The 18,758-nt window shown below is 46.7% G+C and carries 19 protein-coding genes, 1 rRNA gene and 1 other annotated feature; of the genes, 19 read left to right on the top strand and 1 reads right to left on the bottom strand.

The genetic code is table 11. The annotated features are described in order from the left end of the window. From rrf to NE665_RS14590, 19 genes are all read left to right on the top strand, one after another. Positions 1-96 (top strand): 5S ribosomal RNA (gene rrf / locus NE665_RS14680); the annotation flags it as partial. Between the two features lie 422 nt (positions 97-518). After that, positions 519-1,700 carry a tRNA 2-thiouridine(34) synthase MnmA gene (gene mnmA, locus NE665_RS14675; RefSeq protein WP_117444036.1) on the top strand — a complete coding sequence of 394 codons (1,182 nt, stop codon included), beginning with the start codon at positions 519-521 and terminating at the stop codon, positions 1,698-1,700. Continuing rightward, positions 1,690-2,394, top strand: a complete 705-nt coding sequence (locus NE665_RS14670) for a type II CAAX endopeptidase family protein (protein WP_117444037.1) — start codon at positions 1,690-1,692, stop codon at positions 2,392-2,394. The genes mnmA and NE665_RS14670 overlap by 11 nt, the downstream gene beginning before the upstream one ends. A gap of 19 nt (positions 2,395-2,413) precedes the next feature. After that, positions 2,414-4,585 carry an ATP-dependent RecD-like DNA helicase gene (locus NE665_RS14665; RefSeq protein ID WP_117444038.1) on the top strand — a complete coding sequence of 724 codons (2,172 nt, stop codon included), beginning with the start codon at positions 2,414-2,416 and terminating at the stop codon, positions 4,583-4,585. Between the two features lie 43 nt (positions 4,586-4,628). After that, positions 4,629-4,805, top strand: coding sequence for a hypothetical protein (locus tag NE665_RS14660; protein WP_002609272.1), 177 nt, complete (start codon positions 4,629-4,631; stop codon positions 4,803-4,805). A gap of 22 nt (positions 4,806-4,827) precedes the next feature. Beyond that, positions 4,828-5,925 carry an AI-2E family transporter gene (locus tag NE665_RS14655; RefSeq protein WP_117444039.1) on the top strand — a complete coding sequence of 366 codons (1,098 nt, stop codon included), beginning with the start codon at positions 4,828-4,830 and terminating at the stop codon, positions 5,923-5,925. Positions 5,926-5,980: 55 nt separating this feature from the next. Next, positions 5,981-6,179 (top strand) — a binding site (T-box leader). Positions 6,180-6,219: 40 nt separating this feature from the next. Then, entirely contained in the window at positions 6,220-8,847 is a 2,628-nt protein-coding gene (gene alaS / locus NE665_RS14650; protein WP_147589754.1) for an alanine--tRNA ligase, read from the top strand. 61 nt (positions 8,848-8,908) lie between these two features. Next, complete coding sequence (locus NE665_RS14645; protein WP_002609268.1) at positions 8,909-9,166, top strand: IreB family regulatory phosphoprotein; 258 nt, start codon at positions 8,909-8,911, stop codon at positions 9,164-9,166. Continuing rightward, positions 9,166-9,579 carry a Holliday junction resolvase RuvX gene (gene ruvX / locus NE665_RS14640; protein WP_117444041.1) on the top strand — a complete coding sequence of 138 codons (414 nt, stop codon included), beginning with the start codon at positions 9,166-9,168 and terminating at the stop codon, positions 9,577-9,579. Before NE665_RS14645 ends, ruvX begins: the two co-directional genes overlap by 1 nt. 36 nt (positions 9,580-9,615) lie before the next feature. Beyond that, a complete protein-coding gene (locus NE665_RS14635; protein ID WP_117444042.1) occupies positions 9,616-9,876 on the top strand; it encodes a DUF1292 domain-containing protein in 261 nt (86 codons plus the stop codon). Continuing rightward, a complete protein-coding gene (gene mltG, locus NE665_RS14630) occupies positions 9,854-10,924 on the top strand; it encodes an endolytic transglycosylase MltG (protein WP_117444043.1) in 1,071 nt (356 codons plus the stop codon). The genes NE665_RS14635 and mltG overlap by 23 nt, the downstream gene beginning before the upstream one ends. A gap of 9 nt (positions 10,925-10,933) precedes the next feature. After that, the gene (gene udk, locus NE665_RS14625) at positions 10,934-11,566 is read left to right on the top strand and encodes a uridine kinase (RefSeq protein WP_117444044.1); all 633 of its coding nucleotides are present in this window, start codon (positions 10,934-10,936) and stop codon (positions 11,564-11,566) included. Positions 11,567-11,591: 25 nt separating this feature from the next. Continuing rightward, on the top strand, positions 11,592-12,071 hold the full coding sequence (gene greA / locus NE665_RS14620; protein ID WP_117444045.1) for a transcription elongation factor GreA: 480 nt from the start codon (positions 11,592-11,594) through the stop codon (positions 12,069-12,071). Positions 12,072-12,156: 85 nt separating this feature from the next. Further along, complete coding sequence (locus tag NE665_RS14615) at positions 12,157-12,621, top strand: ComEA family DNA-binding protein (RefSeq protein WP_117444046.1); 465 nt, start codon at positions 12,157-12,159, stop codon at positions 12,619-12,621. Then, on the top strand, positions 12,618-14,585 hold the full coding sequence (locus tag NE665_RS14610) for an MBL fold metallo-hydrolase (RefSeq protein WP_117444047.1): 1,968 nt from the start codon (positions 12,618-12,620) through the stop codon (positions 14,583-14,585). The genes NE665_RS14615 and NE665_RS14610 overlap by 4 nt, the downstream gene beginning before the upstream one ends. 135 nt (positions 14,586-14,720) lie before the next feature. Then, positions 14,721-15,680 (top strand): DNA polymerase III subunit delta, encoded by a 960-nt coding sequence (gene holA, locus NE665_RS14605; protein WP_117444048.1) that lies wholly within the window; start codon positions 14,721-14,723, stop codon positions 15,678-15,680. Continuing rightward, positions 15,677-16,879 (top strand): L-serine ammonia-lyase, iron-sulfur-dependent, subunit alpha, encoded by a 1,203-nt coding sequence (locus tag NE665_RS14600; protein WP_117444049.1) that lies wholly within the window; start codon positions 15,677-15,679, stop codon positions 16,877-16,879. The genes holA and NE665_RS14600 overlap by 4 nt, the downstream gene beginning before the upstream one ends. An 18-nt stretch (positions 16,880-16,897) precedes the next feature. Beyond that, positions 16,898-17,398 carry a flavodoxin family protein BilS gene (gene bilS, locus NE665_RS14595; protein ID WP_117444050.1) on the top strand — a complete coding sequence of 167 codons (501 nt, stop codon included), beginning with the start codon at positions 16,898-16,900 and terminating at the stop codon, positions 17,396-17,398. Next, on the top strand, positions 17,367-17,666 hold the full coding sequence (locus tag NE665_RS14590) for a GIY-YIG nuclease family protein (protein ID WP_117444051.1): 300 nt from the start codon (positions 17,367-17,369) through the stop codon (positions 17,664-17,666). The genes bilS and NE665_RS14590 overlap by 32 nt, the downstream gene beginning before the upstream one ends. A 307-nt stretch (positions 17,667-17,973) precedes the next feature. Here NE665_RS14590 and NE665_RS14585 read toward each other — a convergent pair whose 3' ends face one another. Continuing rightward, on the bottom strand, positions 17,974-18,627 hold the full coding sequence (locus tag NE665_RS14585; RefSeq protein WP_117444052.1) for a hemolysin III family protein: 654 nt from the start codon (positions 18,625-18,627) through the stop codon (positions 17,974-17,976). Positions 18,628-18,758 lie beyond the last annotated feature (131 nt).

The following is an 18,758-nucleotide window of genomic DNA, read 5'->3' as shown; positions in this document are numbered from 1 at the left end:
GTGGACACACCTGTTCTCATCCCGAACACAGAAGTTAAGCATATCAGCGGCGACAATAGCTGGACTGGCTCCAGTAAAGATAGCACGCTGCCAGGTAATCTGACTCATCATCTGATGGGTCTTTTTTTTACTTATAAGCAAAGCGATCAAGGCGGTAGAAAGCCTTTGCGATTCTGATGATTCCTTTTTCTTATTAACAATTCCATCAAAGAGTAATTGCGGCGCCCAAATAGGAGGAGCATGCCTTTACTATACGGTAGTTTTTACTGTCAGAAACCCGCGTAGAATGCAGCACAGCTGTTCTATGCCTTACTTGATCTACTTCAGATTACCTGAATATGCATTTGTAGATATACAGGATAGAGGATACAGCTTTTCGCACAGACTATGCTGTGATATTCTATAAAAAATGCTTAGAAAAATATTGGGAACGTTCAAACAATATAGGAATTCCATGCTATAATAGAACATATCATTTTTATTGGAAATGATTTAGAAGAGCAAAAACTGATGGTTTTATGAAAAGACAGGTGATGAATATGAGTCAGAAAGTATTATTGGGTTTATCAGGTGGTGTAGATTCTGCGGTTGCGGCATATCTGCTGAAGGAGCAGGGTTATGATGTGACCTGTGCGTTTATGCGTAACTGGGATTCCTTTGCGAATAACGATATTATGGGAAATCCTACGATTCAGGATGATGTATGTCCGCAGGAACAGGATTATCTGGATGCCAAGGCGGTTGCGGATCAGCTGGGACTTCCGCTGCTTCGTGTGGATTTTGTGAAGGAGTACTGGGATAACGTCTTTACGTATTTTCTGGAGGAGTATCGCAAAGGGAGAACACCAAATCCGGATATTTTATGTAATAAGTATATAAAATTCGATGCATTTATGGCATATGCTAAGAAGCTTGGATTTGAGCTTCTGGCAACCGGTCATTATGCACAGGTTGATCACAGTGGTGAGGAATCCCGCATGCTGCGGGGGGCCGATAATAATAAGGACCAGACATATTTCCTCTGTCAGGTCTCTCAGGATGCATTGCGGCATTCCATGTTTCCAATTGGACATATGGAAAAGCATGAGGTACGTGAAATTGCAGAACGCATGAAGCTGATAAGTGTGGCAGAGAAAAAGGATTCCACAGGTATCTGCTTTATCGGAGAGAGGAATTTTAAGGAATTTTTAAAGAATTATCTGCCGAGCCAGGATGGTGATATCGTGGATATTGAAACGCTGGAGGTTGTTGGAAGACACGGTGGTGTTTTATACTATACGATTGGTCAGCGGAAGGGGCTTGGTATCGGAGGCAATCGCGGGCCGTGGTTTGTTGTTGGCAAGGATGTACAAAAAAATATTTTGTATGTGACAAATGGAAGTGAAAGTGACTGGTTGTATTCCGATAGCTGTATCGTATCCGGTGTCAACTGGTTCTCCTGTAAAAAGCCGAAGGGCGATTATGTGTGTACAGCGAAATTCCGGTACCGGCAGCCGGATAATGATGTTATCCTTCGCTTTGTTGATGAGACCACTGTATTTTTACGTTATCCGCAAATGGTCAGCGCAGTGACGGCAGGTCAGGAAGCGGTGTTTTATCAGAGGGAAGAATGCTTAGGCGGGGGTGTGATTGAAGATGTATTCAAGGAAGGAATCAGTTTGCAGCACCGTATCACAGGGAGAGTCGGCGATGGAAAGTAACACCGTTTATAGCTTGTCAATCGGACGTATGCTTGCCCTGCTTGTGCATTATTTTGCAGGCTATCTGTATGTATACCGTATCATCGCGACAAAGATTACACTTGCGCTAGAGCCAGGGGCAACGATTCTGTTGCCATGGGTGCAGCTGCTGATTTACGTGTTTACTGCCGGTGTGGCAATGTTGCTGGCATGGCCGGCGATTCGGGATTCCTGGGTGAGATTTCGCAGAAGAACTGAGGCAAATCTGAAAATGAGCGCCTATCTGGTTATTATCATTCTTGCTGTAAATATGCTGTTGTCTTTATTGATTGGACTTTTGACGCAGACTGGAAACAGTGTCAATCAGGAGGAGATTCGCAATGCCAGTACGGTTCTGCCGCTGATGACAATATTGTCAACCTGTGTATTTGCACCGATCATAGAAGAAACGGTGTTTCGAGCAGGTGCATTCTCCTGCCTGCGAAGCAGGCTTGGATTTTGGGTCGCTGCAATCATCAGCAGCATCCTGTTTGGATCCATTCATATCGTGGATTCTCTTCTGGCAGGAAATCTGATGGATGTCAGCTATCTGCTTGTATATGCCGGAATCGGAATGGTTCTGGCTTACGGATATGAAAAAAGCTCTTCCTGCATGGTGCCCGGCATTGTGCATGCAGGAAATAATATCATATCCATGCTTTTTATGCTTTTATAAGAACAGCTGAGGTAAAGGAATGGATGAAGAAGAAATCATATTGAAAGCAAAGCATCTGCATACGATTTTTCGCAATGATACCAATGGATATACGGTTGCGAAATTCGTTACCTATGATGCGAATGAAGAAGATTTTACAGCGACCGGTTATTTCGGCGAGCTGAATGAGGATGTACTGTATAAGCTGCACGGAGATTATGTGGATCATCCCCGCTATGGAATGCAGTTTCAGGTTACGGCCTATGAGAAAATGATGCCGAATGATGAAAGCACCCTGATTCGTTATTTCTCCAGCTCTCTGTTTCCCGGAATCGGAGCGCAGACAGCGAAATCCATTGTGGAAGCGCTGGGAGAGGATGCCATCGAAATCATAAAAGAAAATCCGGAGGCTTTGAAACAGATTACAGCGTTAAACGCAAGAAAGCGTGCCTCTATCATTCAGGGAATCATGGAGCATGAAGAGGCAGATGACTCTGTTGTTTTCTTTACGAGAATGGGCATCAGCGTCAAGACCATCATGAAGATGGAGGCTGCCTATGGTGATGCGATGATATCCATGGTAAAGGAAAATCCATACCGCCTGATTGAGGAAATCGACGGAATTGGCTTTAAAACAGCGGATAAGCTGGCAAAGGAGCTGGCGTTTGCTCAGGCTCACCCTTACCGTATCAAGGCTGTCATCTTGTCCTGTGTGCTGGATTTGTGTATGGCAAGTGGGGATACCTATACAACGCTGGAACAGATAGAGAAGCGGTTTCGCAAGGAATTCGGTGCTTCCATGGATATCAACCCTTATCTGGAAGAGCTGGAGCTGGATCGTCTTGTCATGATTGAGGATGAACGTATTTATCATCATACTCAATACGATGCACAAAATGGCATCGCTTCCTTTCTTGCCGGCTTTCCTTATCGCGAGTCAGAAGAGGAGGTTACCTTTGATATTGAGGATATCGGCATGATGGAACAGAAATTCCATATCCGCTATGAAGATAAACAGAAGGAGGCGATTACTGCCTTTTTCAAAGAACCCTTTCTGATTCTGACAGGTGGACCGGGAACCGGAAAAACAACAATCGTAAAGGGGATTCTGGATTTATATCAACGCTATTATCCATCTGATACAATCGCATTATGTGCCCCGACCGGACGAGCAGCCAAACGACTGAGTGAGCTTAGCTCAACTGCGGCAACGACGATTCACTCCCTATTGAAATGGGATTTGGAAACGAATACATTTCTTGTGAATGACAAGGAGCCGATTCAGGCAGATTTGCTCATCATTGATGAATTTTCCATGGTGGATCAGTGGCTGTTCTATCACCTGCTGAGAGCTTGTCGCATGGTGAAAAGGATTGTGGTGATCGGGGATGAGGATCAGCTGCCGAGTGTCGGCTGCGGGTGTGTATTAAAGGATTTGATTGAAAGTGCATGCTTTCCGCTTGTGCGACTCAATAAGATTTTTCGTCAGAGTGAGGGAAGTGATGTTGTTACACTGGCACACCAGATTCGGGAGGGCTCCGCAGATATTCTGGAGAATGCAAAGGATATCGCATTTTTCCCCTGTCAGAATTATGAGGTTCGTGATCTGATCTTAAGTGTTGTATCCAACGCACTGGACAAGGGCTACGATCCAAAGGAAATACAGGTGCTGGCACCGATGTATGGCGGAGTAGCCGGTATCGATGCTTTGAACAACGCCCTGCAGAAGATGATGAATCCCGCAGATCCGTATAAAAAGGAGCTGAAGGTAGGCTATCGTCTGTTCCGTGAGCACGACAAGATTTTACAGCTGAAGAATCAGCCGGAGGATGAGGTGTACAACGGGGATATCGGAGAAATCATTGAAATCAGCTACCGTGATGATAACGTGCATCAGAAAAACTGTATTACAGCGGATTTTGACGGTGTTCTCGTGGAATATAGCGGGGAACAGATTTACAACATCACGCATGCTTATGCGACCTCCATCCACAAGGCACAGGGCAGTGAATATGCAATCGTCATTATGCCGATTGTAAAGGATTATCGCTATATGCTGCAGAAGCGTTTGATTTACACCGGGGTTACCAGAGCAAAGCGAAGTCTGGTGTTGCTGGGAGATAAAGAGGTGTTCCTGCATGCGCTGCGTGTGGAGGACCGCCATGTGCGCAAGAGTACACTGCAGGAAAAAATAAAGGAAATGATGGGATAACAGACAGGACAGTATCCATACTATCAGTGATAGGAGTGATACTATGAACAAGTGTGTTGTCGCAGGCCTGATGGGTCTGGCTGTCGGTATGTATATCGGCTACAGTCAGGAAGAGGGCATTGAGGATCTTTGCCGTGAATCCAGAAGGAAAAAGAAAAAAGTTATGAAGAAAATGCATAAGACCTACGATCACCTGTGTGATTGCATGGATCTGGATTAACCCCGTCGCGGGTTTTTCTTTTATGAAGGTATCGCATATTCTGGATTCTCTGGCTCGTGGCTGCCGGAAACTGCTTGTTCCTATCGCCGCATTTTTGTTGCTGGTTTTATTATTGAAGCAGCTACAGCTGTATGATTGGATTGTCGATATTTACAAAAGCTGTCTGCCGGTCGTGATGGGGGCCGTAATCGCTTTTCTGTTACAGCCGCTGATTGACCGCCTCCAGCAGCATGTTTCTCAAAAGCTTGCCGTCATGCTAGTATACATCGGAATTGCGCTTATTCTTGCCGTCTTTGTTATCGGAATGATTCCCATCATTTATCGGCAGGTCATGGATTTTGCTGAAGTGGTGCCGGTGTGGATGAAGCATTTGGAGGGATTTCTGGATCGCTATCATATCGCTATTGGTAATTTGGATACCTTGAAGGAGAAATATTTGCAGGAGGGCTATATTATCGTTATCGATTCTTTGCGTAACACGATGCATACTGCTACGAATTATGGAATTGCATACATCACCGCATTTTTCATATCCATTGATTTGGATTTCTGGAAGCGTACGGCGAAAAAGGTGATTCCCAATCTGCATCAGTTTTCCACCTTTTATTTGACGATGAGCAATATTGTATACCAGTATCTGGTCGGAACCTTTCTCGATATTCTGTTTATCGTTGTTACCGTTGGTATCACGCTGTATATCTTCGCCTTTCCCAATGCATTGCTGTATGCTGTCATACTTGCATTGCTGAATTTGTTTCCCTATGTGGGCGCGACATTCGGCTTGATTCTGATTGCTATTGTCGGTGCCTTGAGCTACCCGGTCTTTCCGTTTCTGGCCTTTGCAATCGTGTGGACGATTCAGCAGATTGAATCCAATTTCATCCAGCCGATGATTTTCAACAGAACAATGCATGTGCGGCCAATTCTTACCTTTGTTTTTATCTTTCTGTCGGAAGCTTTGTTTGGGGTTGTCGGTGTAATTTTATCACCGATATTTGCGGCGATTGCGCAGATTGCCTTTCGCAGCTGGCTGCATTCCAAAACAAGCGATAAGATTGGAGAATGGGAGGATATCTGGCAGGATTTTGATGAGGCGATGCAGGAGGAGAATTATGAGTAAAATATTCATAAAGGATTTGCACTGTCTTTTGTATTTTGATATAATGATAACGTTCATCAGGACAATGAAAAAGAGGAGTACATGCAGGTAGCCATTGAAGAGAGAAAGCGGTAGGTGAAAGCTTTCATGGTGAATGATGGAAGCTGCTTTGGAGTTCTGCGCGTATCTGGCGTTAAAAGAGTAAGTGAGTGTGCCTGTGGAATTTTATGCATGGGTGAACTGGGATGGTACCGCGTATATTATACGTTCCTGGATTCGGGAACGTTTTTTAATGCTTATAAGGAGGATGCAAACATGAGACAGTTGACAGGAAGTCAGATTCGTCAGATGTTTCTGGACTACTTTAAAAGTCAGGGACATATGATTGAGCCAGGAGCAAGCCTGGTTCCCCACAACGATCCAACACTGCTTTGGATCAATGCCGGAGTTGCGGCTTTGAAAAAGTATTTCGACGGTAGTGAAAAGCCGAAGAACAATCGGATTGCGAATGCACAGAAGTCCATTCGTACCAATGATATCGAGAATGTAGGAAAGACGGCACGTCACCATACGTTCTTTGAAATGCTTGGGAATTTCTCTATTGGAGATTACTTCAAGGAGGAGGCAATACCGTTTGCCTGGGAGTTTTTAACAAGTCCGAAATGGATTGGGTTCCCTAAGGATAAGCTGTATGTTTCCGTATATACCGATGATGCAGAAGCCTATCGGATCTGGACTGAGGTGTGTAAGGTGGACCCTTCTCACATTTTGAAAACGGATGATAATTTCTGGGAGATCGGAGAAGGTCCGGGCGGACCGGACAGTGAAATCTTCTATGACCGCGGGGAGGCGTATGATCCTGAAGGTCTGGGAGAACGTCTGTTCTTTGAAGAGCTGGAGAATGATCGTTACATCGAGGTATGGAATGTCGTATTTTCACAGTTTGACTGTAAGCCGGAGCTTGACCGTAAGGATTACAAGGAACTGCCGCAGAAAAACATCGATACCGGTATGGGATTGGAACGACTGGTAGCACTGGTTCAGGGTGGAGAAACCAATTTTGATACGGATTTGTTTTTGCCGATTATTCATGCGACAGAAGCATATACCGATGCACGTTATGCGGATCCGGAAAATAAAATGGCTTTCCGCGTAATAGCCGATCACATCCGAACCGTAAGCTTTGCACTGGCAGATGGGGCGCTGTTCTCCAATGAGGGCAGAGGCTATGTCCTGCGCCGTGTTCTGCGTCGTGCCGTGCGTTTTGCGAAAAAGCTGAATATTCAGGGAGCATTTATGTATAAGCTGGTTCCTGTCGTTTATGACATCATGAAGGATTTTTATCCGTATATGGAGGAAAAGCTGGCGTATATTGCTCGTCTTGTAAAGGTTGAGGAGGAGCGCTTCCATGCAACGCTGGCAGATGGTGAAAAGCTGCTGCTGCAGGTGATGGAAGAAAAGAAGGAAACCCGTGTAATTGACGGAAAGACAGCGTTTAAGCTGTATGATACCTATGGATTCCCGCTGGAGCTGACTGTGGAAATCGCGGAGGAAAGCGGCTATGCGGTGGATAAGGATGGCTTTGATGCGGAGATGCAGCAGCAAAGAGAGCGTGCCCGTGCAGCCCGTGGGGATGCGGAATCTATGGGAAGCCAGTCCATTGATCTGCTGGAATTTACGCAGGAAAGCAGCTTCATCGGCTATGATGCTCGGCATACTGCTGCAAAGGTGATCGCATTGTTTAAGGACGGTGTGAGAGTGGATGCTATCAGTGATGAGGGGGATGCCATTTTTGATACAACAGTCTTCTATGCGGAAAGCGGCGGTCAGGTCGGTGACAGCGGTACGATAAATGCAGACGGTGTACAGGCTGTTGTAAGTACGACTATCAAGGCTCCTCACAAGCAGCATCTGTCTCATGTTATCATCACAGAAGGTGAGCTGCGTGTTGCGGATGCGGTGGAGCTGCAGGTGGATGAAAGAAAACGCGATATCATCACGAGCAATCACTCCTGCACCCATCTTTTGCAGAGTGCATTGAAGCAGGTCGTGGGCTCTCATATCCAACAGGCCGGAAGCTTTGTCAGTGAGGAATATCTGCGCTTTGATTTTACGCATTTTGAAAAGGTGAATGAGGAACAGCTGAAGGAAATCGAGCAGCTGGTGAATCGTTACATCAGTGCTCACTATGCTGTTAGCAAGGTGGAAATGCCGATTGAGGAAGCAAAGAAAAGCGGAGCGACAGCGCTGTTTGATGAAAAATACGGAGATGTTGTCCGCGTTGTCAGCATGGGAGAGGTTTCCAAGGAATTCTGCGGCGGCTGTCATGTGAATAATACACAGGAAATCGGTGTCTGCAAGATCATCAGTGAAGAAAGCATCGGTTCCGGTATTCGCCGGATCACGGCGAAAACAGGGTATGATGCCTATGCGGAATTTGCAAAGGAGGATGACACGCTGCATGCGGTAGCGTCCGATTTGAAGCTGAAGGGAATTTCCAAGGTGGAAGAAAAGGTTGTTCAGGTATTGGAGGAAAACGCCCAGCTCAAGAAGGAGCTTGCGGCGCTGCAGGCATCCATGTTTGCCTTGAAGGCGAACGATCTTGTCAATCATATGCAGGAGCTGAACAATCGTCAGGTGCTGATTGAACGCGTGGATGGTGCGGATGCAAAAGCGATGAAGGATATCGTTTCCAACATCCGTTCCCAGAAGGAAAACTGCGTCATCTTCCTGGCATCCGTTCATGCGGATAAGGTAACCTTTGTTGCCGGTGCAGACGAGGTGGCTGTAAAAGGCGGTATCAAGTGCGGTGATCTTGTGCGTGAGGCGGCTCTTGTCTGTGATGGGAAGGGCGGCGGACGCCCGGATATGGCACAGTCCGGCGGTAAAGATGCTTCCAAGGTGGAGGAAGCACTGCATTTAATCAAAAATATGCTGTCATAAGGCTTTCAATTTTGTATAAAGTAGGATAAAATAAAGGAAGAAAACAAAAGGAGGTAATACTATGAGAGATATCACGGAAACCATGTCTTTTAAATCGGATGATTTAAAAAGAGACAATATCAAGCATGTATTACGCTTAGTCAAAGAGGCATTGGACGAGAGAGGGTACAATTCGGTGAATCAGCTGGCAGGCTATCTGATTAGCAATGATCCGGCATATATTTCATCTCACAACAATGCACGTACGATCATTCAGAGTGTAGAACGCTATGAGATCATAGAAGAGCTGGTAAGAGCTTACCTGGAAGAAGATAAGTAATGCGGATACTGGGTCTGGATCTTGGCAGTAAGACATTGGGTGTCAGTGTGAGCGATGCTTTGGGCATGATCGCACGTCCGGTGGAAACGATCCGCTTTGAGAGTGATGATTATGATGCCGCATTTGAGCAGGTACAAGCATACATAAAGGAGTTTCAGGTAAAAACCGCCGTTTTGGGTCTGCCAAAGCATATGAACGGGGATGTGGGCATACGGGGAGAGATTTCCCTCATGTTCAAGGAAAAGCTGGAAACACTTGGCCTTTCGGTTGTACTATGGGATGAGCGTCTGACAACGGTAGCGGCAGAGAAGATTCTGATCTCTGCGGATGTATCGCGCAAGAAACGTAAAAAAATCATTGATCAGATGGCGGCAGTACAAATTCTGCAGAGCTATCTTGATAGTAAAAACTAGGGGCTTGCAAGAGCCCCTTTATAGGAGGAAAAAACGATGTTAGATTCAAGCAGTCTGTATGTGACAGATGAAAACGGAAACGAAAAGCGAATGGAAATCCTGTTCACCTTTGAGGATGATAACCATGGAAAGAAATACGTGGTATTCATGGATCCTGAGGAAGAGGAGGGGGAGGTGTTTGCTTCCGCCTACGATGATGAAGGAAATCTTATTCCGGTAGAAAGTGATGCGGAATGGCAGATGATTGAAGAAGTGATAGGAGCCTTCCAGGAAGATGAAGACGCAGTTGAAGAATAAGAAGGTGCTGATTGCCCTTATCAGTGTATGCATTGTACTTGCGGCGGTGCTTTCGGTATTTGTATATTATAAAACCGGTCTTAAGGCGGTGGCATCACGTGAAGCCGTGACAGCCTTCAGTGTCCAGCCGGGAGAAACAAGCGAGGCAGTTTTGGACAAGCTGCAAAAGCAGGAGCTGATTCGCAATAAAACGGCTGCCAAGCTCTATATGAAATTCCATGGGCTGAGTGATATCAAGGCCGGTAATTTCAAGCTGGATGCAGGGTGGGATACACCCAAAATTCTGGAAACGCTGAATGACAGCAAGCAGGCAAATGCGGATGATATCAAAATCACCTTTAAGGAAGGCATGTGGGCAAAGGATGTGGCTGCTCTGATTGAAAAGCAGACAGGTGTCAAGGCCAAGGAGCTGCTTACACTGTGGAACGATGATGCCTATCTGAACACCCTGCTTAAAAAATATTCATTTTTAAGCAAGGATATTCTGAACGCGCAGTACAAGGTGAAGCTTGAGGGTTATCTGTATCCGGAAACCTACAGCTTTCATAAGGATGCGACAGCCAAAGAGATTACGGAAACCTTCCTGAATCAGTTTCAGAGGGCGATTGCTCCATATGAGGCGGATATCAAAAAAAGCAGAATGAGCATGCAGGAGGTTATCACGTTTGCATCGATCGTACAATACGAGGCGAGCACAAAGGAAGATATGGAAATGATTGCCGGTGTCTTCCAGAACCGCCTGAAGCTGGGAATGTCTCTGGACAGCAGCGTTACGGTTTGCTACGCTCTGTATGATGATATGACATCCGGTGAGGACTGCGAGGTCAATACACACATTGCATCTCCATACAATACCTATAAGAATCCCGGGCTGCCTATCGGACCGATTCTGAATCCGGGAGCGACAGCGATTCAGGCAGTGCTCCATCCGAAAGCAAATGATTACCTGTATTTTGTAGCGGATATCTATGGTGATGGCAAGGTATATTATGCCAAGACGCTGGAAGAGCAGGAAGCGAATATTGATAAGTATAATCTGCGTAAGTAGGTGAAGGTCATGAAGAAAACAATACTGATCGGCATTGCAGGGGGGAGCGCCTCTGGGAAGACCTCTATTTCTGCACAGCTGAAGGAGCATTACGAGGATACCAATTCTGTTGTGATTATCCGTCAGGATGATTATTACAAGGATCAAAGCGATAAGACGATGGAGGAACGTGTCAAGACGAATTATGACCATCCCTTCGCCTTTGATAATGAGCTGCTGGTGGCACAGCTGCAACGGCTGCTGAAGCGTCAGCCCATCTGCAAGCCGACCTATGATTTTGTGCATCACACCAGAAGCGAGATAATCGAGGAAATCGAACCGAGTGATGTCGTTGTCATCGAGGGGCTGTTTGTTCTGGAGAATGAAGAGCTGCGCAATCTGTGCGATATTAAGATTTTTGTGGATACTGATGCGGATATCCGCTTTATCCGCAGATTGCTGCGGGATGTGAACGAGCGGGGAAGAACGCTGGAATCGGTGGTGGAGCAGTATACCTCCACTGTCCGTGATATGCACAATCTGTTTATCGAACCGAGTAAGCGCTACGCGGATGTCATCATCCCCGAGGGTGGCCACAACGTGGTTGCCATTGATCTGCTGATTACGAAAATCAGTAGTATTATTTCAGAAAACGTGATATAATAGCGGACGAATAGGAGTTGAAACCATGGCTGATGAGAAATTTTTAGTAACCAAGGAAGGCTTGGACGAGCTGCTCAAGGAGCAGGATAATCTGATTCATGTCGTACGTGATGAAGTCATTCGTGAGCTGCAGGAAGCCCGCGCACAGGGTGACCTTAGCGAGAACGCCGATTATGATGCTGCCCGTGACCGTCAGGCGCGTGTAGAAGCAAGAATTCGTGATCTGGAGGCTATGATTGCGAATGCAGAAATCATTTCCGAGGATAAGAAGGCAACAACCAAGAAAACCGTATCACTGGGTTCTACGGTTACCATTCTGGATATGTCCACCAATGAAGAGGAAACCTACAATATCGTTGGTTCCATTGAGGCAGACCCGCTGAATGGAAAGCTTTCCAATATCACACCGCTGGCAACATCACTGATGGATCACAAAATTGGTGATATCGTTGAGATTGAAACTGCGGAAGAGCCTTACCAGGTAAAAGTCATCGATTTGAAATAGAGAAAGAGAACAGAAAAATATTCTGTTCTTTTTTTAGGAATTTTCGTATTGAATTTCGTATAGATAAATGGAGGTGTTTGTCTATATGAAAAAAATACTGAGTATCGTTTGTCTGCTTCTGCTGTTTTACGGCCGTTATGAGCTGGTGGATTTGGCAAGTCTAGAACGCAGGACGAAGCAGATCGAGGTAAAGGGGGAGGTAGAGCGGCCCGGTGTGTATACAGTAGATATTCATGCGGATACTGCAGAGATTCTGAAAAAAGCAGGCGGATTGAAGAAAGGGGCGGATATCTCCGCAATCAACCAGTCACAGGATTTGAGTGACCATAGTGTACTGGTCATTGGGAAGCAGTCCGAGCAAAAGAAGATTTCCATTAACAGTGCCACGGAAAAGGAGCTGCAGACACTTACCGGTATCGGTCCCGCAATGGCACAGCGCATCGTTGCCTATCGCACACAGCAGCCCTTTCAAGCACTGGAGGATATCATGAAGGTGAAGGGGATCAAGGAGAAGCTGTTCGCAAAAATCAAGGGGCAGATTACATTATGAAGCGCAGCTGGCTGCTGTGTGGATGGTGCTGTCTGCTTCTGCTGTGGGCACACTGGATTTCCTTCTGGTTCTCTCTTCTGCTGATGCTGGGACTGCTGTGGTATTATCACAGACATTACAACATACATCCCCTGTTTGTTTTGCTTCTGCTTCTGCTGCAGGTGCGAATGACACTGCTTCTGCGTGAGCCAGAAACACCGGTGGATACGGTATTGCAGATAAGGGAAATCAAGGCGGGCTATGTAATCGCTCATACACAGGGACAGGATGTGTTGGTCTATGGGCTGAAGCAAGCAAATTTCAATGATATCATACAGGTCAAGGGAGCGTATACACCGGTTACAGCTCTGCATAATTTTCATCGCTTTTATTTTCCCGACTGGCTGAAGAAGCGTGGCATTCGCTATCAGATACAGGCGAAATCCTATCAACTCCTGCAGGAGGGAAGCGGTGTGCGTCATAATCTGTATGCGCATGTGCAGGAAATCGGGGACAAGCAACAGCGTAGTTGGCTCAATATGATGCTCTATGGCATTCATGAGGAAGATGTTTCCTATTTCCTGACCTCCAGTGGTCTTCATGTCGCAACACTTGCGGCTTTTCTGCAAAAGCTTTTGCTTATGGTCTGTTCACAAACCAATGCTTCCGTCGTCACACTGCTGCTTTTGGGTCTGTGTGGACATGTCACGATATTCTCTTCCTCACTGATTCGCTTGCTGCTGTTTCGCCTGGTGAATCTATGCTGCCGCAGCTGGAATCCACAGGATCGGTTGGGAATCAGCATGGCAGCCGTTTTGCTGCTGTTCCCGTATATGGCATGGGAGCTGGCGTTTCTTCTGCCGCTGGGCTTTCGCATGCTCTCGCTTTTCAATGTCAGAAAACGAAGCAGGCGTCTTACCGGCTTGCTGCTACTCGTTCCTATGCAGTTTCTCTTTTTTCAATCCTGCAATCCTTTGCAGCTGCTGCTGTTTCCCGTTTTTCGCTATGCCTATGCCCTGGTGTATGCCGTATGTCTGCTAAGCCTGCCATGCTCCTTTGGTCCGCTATTTGCACGAATAATACAGCTTGCCGATACGCTGGATGCGCTTCAGCAATGCGGAATGACCCTATACTATACCCCACAGCTATTCTGGCTCTTTTTATGGGGCAAAGGTGTTGTGTGCTATATCAGCTATACACAGAAAAAGCCGCTGGCTGTGCTGTTCCTGCTGTTTCTGTATGCCCCCTTTTCCTCATGGCTTGATCCCTTTGGGGAGGTGCTGATGATCGATGTGGGACAGGGAGACTGCACGCTGATAACCCTGCCGTTTCATCAGGGAGCTTTCATGATTGATATCATGGGAAGCCGCTATCGCAACATTCCCAGGGAGGTGGTAGTCCCGATTGTTAAGGCGAAGGGCTATCAGAGGCTGGATGCTCTGATACTCACGCATGATGACTTCGATCACAGCGGTGGCAGGGACGAGCTGCTTAAGGAGCTGGAGGTAACGCGCATTATCGATCGTAAAAAAAAGGCAGAACCAATCGAAGGACTGCCGCTGACATTTTTACTTAGAGACTATGAGGGAAAGGATACCAACGATAACAGCATTATCACCTATATGCAGACGGATCAGTTGAAGGTGCTGTTTATGGGAGATGCCAGTGTTGAAGCGGAGGAGGCCCTTTTACAACGCTATAAGCTTGCCGTCGATGTGCTGAAGGTCGCTCATCATGGCAGTGATACCTCCAGCTCGCTATCCTTTCTGCACGAACTGCAGCCTCAACTGGCACTGATATCTGCAGGAAGAAACAACCGCTATCATCATCCCAGCACCGCTGTCATGCAGCGTCTGAAGCAGGAGGACATCCATACGCTGGTAAGTGCACAGGATGGAGCTGTATCCATTCGCTTCAGCCGCTATTTCAGTTATTATGTGAGCGCCGAGCGAACAGCCGGGATTCTGCACGTTTTTCAAAGGTGATAATTTCAGCAGGATAGGAAAAAACTTACATAAGGTGGAGGAATGCTGCTTCTGTATAAAATATACAGGAAGATATGAAGAAAAGTCGTGGTAATCTATGCGCGTTTCGTTTATAATATTCTCTAGGTGATGAGAATGAATTATGTGCTATATGGAGAAGAACAATATCTGCTGCAGGAATCACTGACAAGGATCGTCAGAAATCATGTTCCGGATGCCAATGATCTGAATAAAATCGTTTACGATGCGGATACGACGGATATGGATGTGATTCTGGAGGATGCGATGACCATACCGTTTTTCTCAGACTGCAAAATCATTCTTGTCTATCATGCGAATTTTCTAAGCGCGGCGAATGAGCATGCAGTGGATACTGCAGCGCTGGAACGCTATCTGGATAAGCCGATGGATTCTACGGTATTGGTGCTGATCGGGGATTTTGAAAAGCTGGATGCCAGAAAGAAAATCGTAAAAAAAATACAGAAGACCTGCAAGGTGCTGCAATACCGTAAGCTGGACGAGCAGGGGAAGCACAGCTATGTGCAGGAGCAGGTGAAAAAGCGCTCCCTTCAGATAGAGCCCTCTGCCATGCAGGCGCTGCTGCATCGTTTGCCGCTGGATATTCGTACCATACAGACCGAAATGGAAAAGCTGGAGCTGTATGGTGGGGTGATCAGCCGCGATGTGGTGGAAAAGCTGGTTACACGGCCCTTGGAGGAGGATGTCTTTCAGCTGGTCAATGCAGTTGTGGACCGCGACCTTCAAAAATCCTTCCATATGTGGCAGGATCTGTGTGTGTTGAACAAGGATGCCATTTATCTGATTGCCCTGCTGGCCTCTCAGTTTCGTTTTTTATATGAGGTAAAGGCACTGACGCTGCATGGAAAAGGGAAGGATGCCATCAAGGATGAGCTGAAGGCACATCCCTATCGTGTACAGCTGGCAATGAAGACCGTACAGCGGCTGGGCATCGGCTATCTGATGCACATACTGGAACAGCTGGCAACACTGGATCAGAATCTAAAGGCCGGCCGGTTGGATAAAAAGCTGGGCTTTGAAATGTTTTTGCTGGGAATACAAGGAGTACGACAATGAAATCACTAAAGGAATTATACAGGATCGGTCCGGGACCGTCCTCATCACATACACTGGGGCCGCAGCGTGCTGCCAGTTTGTTTAAGGAGCGTTATCCCAACGCACATCATTTTGAGGTGGAGCTGTTCGGATCACTGGCGCTGACCGGAAAAGGACATTTGACAGATTACATCATCATAGAAACGATGAAGCCGAAGGAATGTGTGGTATTTTTTAAGAACCGCAAGGAGCTGAAGCATCCCAATACGATGCAGCTATCAGCCTTTGACGAAGCAGACTGTCTGCTTGGAGAATGGACGGTTTACTCGGTAGGAGGAGGTGCCATCCAGATTGAAGGGGAAGCGAGCAAGGAAGGTGCAGATGTCTATCCGCATCACCTGATGAAGGATATCGAAGCCTATTGTGAAGCGCATTCCATGACGCTGTGGGAGTATGTGAATCACTTCGATCCGCTGGATGATTACATGGATACCATCCTGCAGCAGATGATGGCGACGGTGGATGGCGGTCTTGCCAGAGAAGGTGTGCTGCCGGGTGATCTGAAGCTGAAGCGTATTGCAAAGGAGTTAAAGCAGAAAGCGGATGCGGCGAAAAGTGCCGCCGAGCAGGAAAAGCTGCTGCTGTGTGCCTATGCCTATAGTGCAAGTGAGGAAAATGCTTCCGGAAGTACGACGGTCACAGCTCCAACGCTGGGAAGCAGCGGTATTCTGCCGGCGCTGGTATGCTATTATCACCGCATACTGGGCGTATCCCGAGAGCAGCTTCGCAATGGCTTAAAGGTGGCCGGACTGTTTGGAAATCTGATTAAGGAAAACGCTACCATATCCGGGGCTCAGGGCGGCTGTCAGGCGGAAATCGGTGCGGCGGTTGCGATGGGTGCCGCTATGGTCGCCTATCTTCGCGGACAGACGATGCGCCAGATCGAGTACGCAGCGGAAATCGGAATCGAACACCATCTGGGTCTTACCTGTGATCCGGTAGGCGGTTATGTGATGATTCCCTGTATCGAACGAAATGCCGTCGGGGTGCTGCGGGCCATGGATGCCGCAGTATTAGCAGAGGGCATCAGCGATTTAAGAGAGCATAAGGTCAGCTTTGACATGGTGGTCAACACCATGAACTATACCGGCAGGAAAATACCGATTGAGCTCAGGGAAACCTCTTTGGGTGGACTGGCAAGGGTTGTGCCGTTGAAATAAGAAAGAAGGATATGCGTTATGAAGGGTCTGATTGTATATTCCTCGCTCAGCGGGAATACAAAGAAAATTGCAGAAGCGATTGCGGAGGTTGCTGAGGACAGTGAGCTGATTTCCGTTAAGGAATTTCAGCCATCCATGCTTGCTCATTTTGATCTGTTTTACATCGGATACTGGGTAGATAAAGGGGATTGTGATGCTGCCGCTTTACGTGTGCTTGATCTGCTGAAGGAGCAGCAAATTGTTTTGTTTGGAACGCTGGGGGCTGCGGAGCAAACGGATTATTATGATATGGTGAAGAAACGGGTGGAGGCACATGCCGCAAACAATCATATACTGGGGCATTTCCTGTGTCAGGGAGCTGTTGGTGAAGCAGTGATTGCGCGCTATCGAAGCATGCTTGCCGAGCATCCAGAGGATGAGCATAGGAAGCAGCAGCTTGCCAATTATGAAAACGGGAAATCTCATCCGGACGAACAGGATCTTGCCAATGCCAGAGCCTTTGCGCAAACCATTGGCTGAAATACCATACGCAAAGGGCTTCTATGTATACATTCTGCGCTGTCAGGATGATTCTCTCTATACCGGATGGACGACGGATCTTCGCCAGCGCTTCCATCAGCATGCGATTGGGAAGGGCGGACGCTATACCCGTGCCCATCGCCCCCTTGAGCTTTACTACTATGAGAGCCATGCTGATAAGCGTGCAGCTATGCGTAGAGAATATCAGATCAAGCAGCTCAGCAGACCGGAAAAATTAAATTTGAAATATCGCAGTACGGATGTTTGATTGCATTCCTTGCTGCGTTTTTTCTGTTTGTGACTGGATGGATTGCTGCATTCAATCACAATGCATGTAAATCCGTTCTCATAAAAGTGTTTTTCTTGGATAATTACGGTCTTGTGCTTCCGCTGTTACATGCATGAAATCATCGTGGTATGCATCGATATGGCCTGCCTGCTTACCGTAGTTCTCATATATGAAAAAAAAAGATGCCAACACATTCACGAAGGGAATGCCGCAGCATCTTTTCTGCTTTATTGACTGTGGTAAGGGGAGGGCCCTTTTGCGACGTAAGACCTGTATGCATTTTTCATCACATGACGAATACGATAGCGATAAAATGCAGAATGCTTGCCAGATTGATACAGACATGCCAAATGGAATGAAAGTATTTTTTCTGTGGCTTTCCATAAAAGAAGGCACCGATCGTATACATAACACCACCGCCGACAATCAATCCAAGAAATAACGGACTCGCCTTGGACAGCAGCGTCGGCAGAAAGAAGATTGCCGTCCAGCCCATGATCATATAGATGGTCATAGAAAGCTTGGGGTAGCTTTTTGAGCTTATGGCCTTTAACAGTACACCGCCAAGCACTGCACTCCATTCAATCGCCAGAATCAGATAGCCCTGCCATCCACCGATCAAGGTGAGTGCAATCGGCGTATAGCTTCCTGCAATCGCAAAATAGATACAGATATGATCCAGCTTGCGGAAAACGTATTTATGTGTGGTACCAAATGGCATGCAATGATACAATGTGGATACCAGAAACATCAGAAACAGACATAGAATGAACACCGACACACCTGCCGCCAGTTCGCTTCCTGATTTGTTATAGGAATATACGGCTGCTGCCGGAAGAGAGCATATACACAGAATCGCCATGATTCCGTGAGTCACACAGTTGGCGACCTCTTCTCCAAAGCCCAGTCGGAACATATCCCGCATGGATTTTTCCTCCATGAGTATCACCTCCGTAAATCTTATGCCTGTGGTCAGTATAATACAATCCCAAACGGAATGCAATGCTTTTTACCGAATAAGCTTTATTTTGTGATGATAACCCAATTATATAGTATTTAATACTCCGTTAC

This window comes from Clostridium sp. DFI.1.208 (assembly GCF_024463855.1).
In the GTDB taxonomy this organism is placed as follows: domain Bacteria; phylum Bacillota_I; class Bacilli_A; order Erysipelotrichales; family Erysipelotrichaceae; genus Clostridium_AQ.
This window is presented reverse-complemented; position numbering and strand designations above follow the sequence as displayed.